The sequence below is a fragment of the Nocardioides sp. genome (assembly GCF_036374615.1).
In the GTDB taxonomy this organism is placed as follows: Bacteria; Actinomycetota; Actinomycetes; order Propionibacteriales; family Nocardioidaceae; genus Nocardioides.
Genome location: NZ_DASUTK010000131.1, coordinates 1 through 3,824 on the forward strand (window position 1 = coordinate 1; position 3,824 = coordinate 3,824).

The 3,824-nt window shown below is 71.0% G+C and carries 3 protein-coding genes; all 3 read right to left on the reverse strand.

The features are described from left to right. The coding region (gene infB, locus VFZ39_RS10630) for a translation initiation factor IF-2 (RefSeq protein WP_330865723.1) at nt 1-2,226 on the reverse strand (2,226 nt) is incomplete at its 3' end. A 132-nt stretch (nt 2,227-2,358) separates the two neighbouring features. Beyond that, nucleotides 2,359-2,682: a YlxR family protein gene (locus VFZ39_RS10635; RefSeq protein WP_330865724.1), complete on the reverse strand. Its 324-nt coding sequence runs from the start codon at nt 2,680-2,682 to the stop codon at nt 2,359-2,361. Nucleotides 2,683-2,764: 82 nt separating this feature from the next. Beyond that, nucleotides 2,765-3,745 carry a transcription termination factor NusA gene (nusA, locus tag VFZ39_RS10640; RefSeq protein ID WP_330865725.1) on the reverse strand — a complete coding sequence of 327 codons (981 nt, stop codon included), beginning with the start codon at nt 3,743-3,745 and terminating at the stop codon, nt 2,765-2,767. Between the last annotated feature and the right edge of the window lie 79 nt (nt 3,746-3,824).

The window sequence follows — 3,824 nt, forward strand, 5'->3', positions numbered from 1 at the left end:
GACGTCGTCGCCGACGTCGATCTGCGACAGCGCGTCCTCGAGCGCCTCGACCGAACCGGACACGTCGCCCTTGAGGATCAGGTTGAGCTCCTGCGTCTCGCCCTTCTCCATGGAGGCCATGAAGTCCTCGAGGGTACGGCGCACGCGGCGCTTGGCCTGCATGGCCGCCCGCTCGCGGGCCTCCCGCTTCTCGGCGATCTGGCGTGCCATCCGGTCGTCCTCGACCACGATGAAGTTCTGACCGGCGCTGGGGGCGGCGTTCAGACCGAGCACCATGGCTGGGCGCGACGGGTCGGCTTCCTCGATGTTGCCGCCGTGCTCGTCGAGCATGGCGCGCACCCGGCCGTACGCCGGACCTGCGACGATCGAGTCGCCGACCCGCAGCGTGCCGCGCTGGACCAGCACGGTCGCCACCGGGCCTCGACCGCGGTCGAGGTGTGCCTCGACCACGAGGCCCTGAGCGTCCTGCTCGGGGTTGGCCCGCAGGTCCAGCGAGGCGTCGGCCGTCAGGACGACCGCCTCCAGCAGGTCCTCGAGGTTGGTCCCCGACTTGGCCGAGACGTCGACGAACATCGCGTCGCCGCCGTACTCCTCGGGGATCAGGCCGTACTCGGTCAGCTGACCGCGCACCTTGGTCGGGTCGGCCTCCGGCTTGTCGATCTTGTTGACCGCGACCACGATCGGCACCTCGGCCGCCTTGGCGTGGTTGAGCGCCTCGATGGTCTGCGGCATCACACCGTCGTCGGCCGCCACCACGAGGATCGCGATGTCGGTCGCCTGGGCACCACGGGCACGCATGGCGGTGAACGCCTCGTGACCCGGGGTGTCGATGAAGGTGATCCGCCGCTCGTTGCCGTCGACATCGGTCGTGACCTGGTAGGCACCGATGTGCTGGGTGATGCCACCGGCCTCCTTGTCGACCACGTTGGCGTTGCGCAGCGCGTCGAGCAGCTTGGTCTTGCCGTGGTCGACGTGACCCATCACGGTCACGACCGGCGGCCGGATGGCGAGATCGGACTCGTCGCCCTCGTCGAGGCCGAACTCGAGGTCGAACGACTCGAGCAGCTCGCGGTCCTCGTCCTCGGGCGAGACCACCTCGACGACGTAGTTGAGCTCCTCACCGAGCAGCTCGAACGTCTCGTCGTTGACGGACTCGGTCGCCGTGACCATCTCGCCGAGCGAGAACAGCATCTGCACCAGCGACGCGGCGTCGACGTTGATCTTCTCCGCGAAGTCGGTCAGCGAGGACCCGCGGGCGAGACGCACCGTCTCGCCGTTGCCCTTGCGGACCCGCACGCCGCCGATCGTCGGGGCCTCCATGGCCTCGAACTCCTGACGACGCGCCCGCTTCGACTTGCGACCGCGCCGCGACGGCCCACCGGGACGTCCGAACGCGCCCTGCGTCTGGCCACGACCGCCGGGGCGGCCACGACCACCGGGACCACCGAAGCCGCCGCGACCCGGAGCGCCGGCACCGGGGCCGCCGCCGGGAGCACCGCCACGACCACGCGCGGGAGCACCGCCGCCGCGACCGGGACCTCCCGCGCCACGACCACCGCCGGGGCCGGCGGGCGCCTGACGACCGCCGGGGCCGTTGCCGAAGGCGGCTGGGGACTTGGGCATCATCGCCGGGTTGGGGCGGGGCATGCCGGGACCGCCACCGGCCGGCGGGCGCGGCGGACGGGTGTCGTCCGGGGCACCCTCGCGCGGCGCGGGCGCCGGGCGACGGCCCATCCCCTGGCTGGAAGCGAACGGGTTGTTGCCGGGACGCGGAGTACCGGGGCGACCCACCGGACGCGGAGCCGGCTTCGGCGCCTTGGGCGCAGCGGGCCGGGGCGACGCAGCCGCGGGCGCCTCCGGCTCGGCCGGCGGCTCCTCGGTCGTGGTCGCGGCCGGCTGGGCCGGCTCGGGGGTCGGCTCCGGCGCCGGCTCGGGGGTCGGCTCGGGCGCGGCCTCCTCGACCGGCTCGGCGGCCGCGGCTTTCTTCGCGGGCGGCTTGGGCGCCGCCTTCTTGGCTGCCGGCTTCTCAGCGGGCGCGGGGGCAGCCGCGGGGGCGGCCGCCTTCAGCTGCTCGCCGTACTCCTTGCGGAAGCGCATCTCGGCAGGCAGCTCGACGGTCGAGCTCGCCGACTTGACGAACTCCCCCATCTCCTTGAACTTCTCGAGAACGAACTTGCTCTCGACTCCGAACTCCTTGGCGAGTTCGTGAACTCGGGTCTTGGCCACGTTTCTCCTTCTGGCCCGAGACCCGAATCCGGGTGACTCTCAGACCGTTGGTGGTTGTGCTGCGAACAGCGGGCTCATCGCGAAGTACTCATCGAGTGCTCATGAGCTGTTGCTCCAGTTTCTGTCGGTCGGTCACTGTGTTTCTGCTGGGGTTCCTGCTGTGTTTGCTGCTGCGGCGAGGTACTCCCCCACCGGTGCACCGGTCAGCCCCTCGCCGGCCCGGAGGGCTCGGGCGAAAGCTCGCCTGCGCACCGCGAGGTCGTAGCACGCGGTCGTGGGATGCAGGTGCGCCCCGCGCCCAGGTGCCGTGCCGTCCGGATCGGGGACGGCGGCCGGTTGGCCGTTGTCTCCGAGGCCGAGGACGACCCGTAACAACTCGCGCTTGGCGGCCCGCTCCCGACATCCGATGCAGGTCCGGACCGGGGTCCGGGCAGGGGACGTCTGAAGGCTGGCCACCGCCTGCCACCCTATCCGGTCCTGCCCAGGAACCGCGAACCGCGAGGTCTCACGGTCGCGCCGAGCCGTGCGCCCGGTCCGGCTACGGCGCGACCGGCGGCTCCTCGTCGGACCGGATGTCGATCCGCCAGCCGGTCAGCCGGGCGGCGAGCCGGGCGTTCTGTCCTTCCTTGCCGATCGCGAGGGAGAGCTGGAAGTCCGGGACGATGACCCGCGCCGACTTCTCCGCGTGCGACACGACCTCGACCGCCCTCACCTGCGCCGGTGAGAGCGCGTGCGCGACCAGCTCGGCCGGGTCCTCGGACCAGTCGACGATGTCGATCTTCTCCCCGTGCAGCTCCGACATCACGTTGCGGACCCGCTGCCCCATCGGCCCGATGCACGCGCCCTTGGCGTTCACGCCCGGGACCGTGGAATGGACGGCGATCTTCGTCCGGTGACCCGCCTCGCGGGCGATCGCCGCGATCTCGACCGATCCGTCCGCGATCTCCGGCACCTCGAGCGCGAAAAGCTTCTTCACCAGGTTCGGGTGCGTGCGGGACAACGTGATCTGGGGCCCCCGCATTCCCTTGCGGACCGACACGACGATGCACTTGATGCGGGTGCCGTGCGTGTACTTCTCACCGGGGACCCGCTCACCCGAGGGAAGCAGCGCCTCGAGCTTGCCGAGGTCGACCATCACGTCGTCGGGGTTGCGGCCCTGCTGGATGACGCCCGAGATGATGTCGCCCTCCTTGCCGGAGAACTCGCCGTAGCGGATGTCGTCCTCGGCGTCGCGGAGCCGCTGCAGCATGATCTGCTTCGCCGTCGTGGCCGCGATCCGGCCGAAGCCCTCGGGCGTGTCGTCATACTCCCGCAGGGCGTTGCCCTCCTCGTCGACCTCCCGGGCGTGCACGGTGACGTGGCCGGTCTTGCGGTCGAGCTCGACCCGCGCGTGCTCCTGGGCACCGGGGGTCTTGTGGTAGGCCGTCAGGAGCGCCTGCTCGATCGCCTCGACGAGCACGTCGAAGCTGATCTCCTTCTCGCGCTCCAGCGAGCGCAGGATGCTCAGGTCGATGTCCATCAGTCGTCACCCTCCTTCTTGCGGTTGAACTCGATCTGGACCAGCGCCTTGGCGACCTGGTCGTAGGCGATCTCCCGAG

Bases quoted from the DNA above. Each gene is read 5' to 3' on its own strand.
- nusA (WP_330865725.1), bottom strand. From the start codon at position 3,745: ATGGACATCGACCTGAGCATCCTGCGCTCGCTGGAGCGCGAGAAGGAG.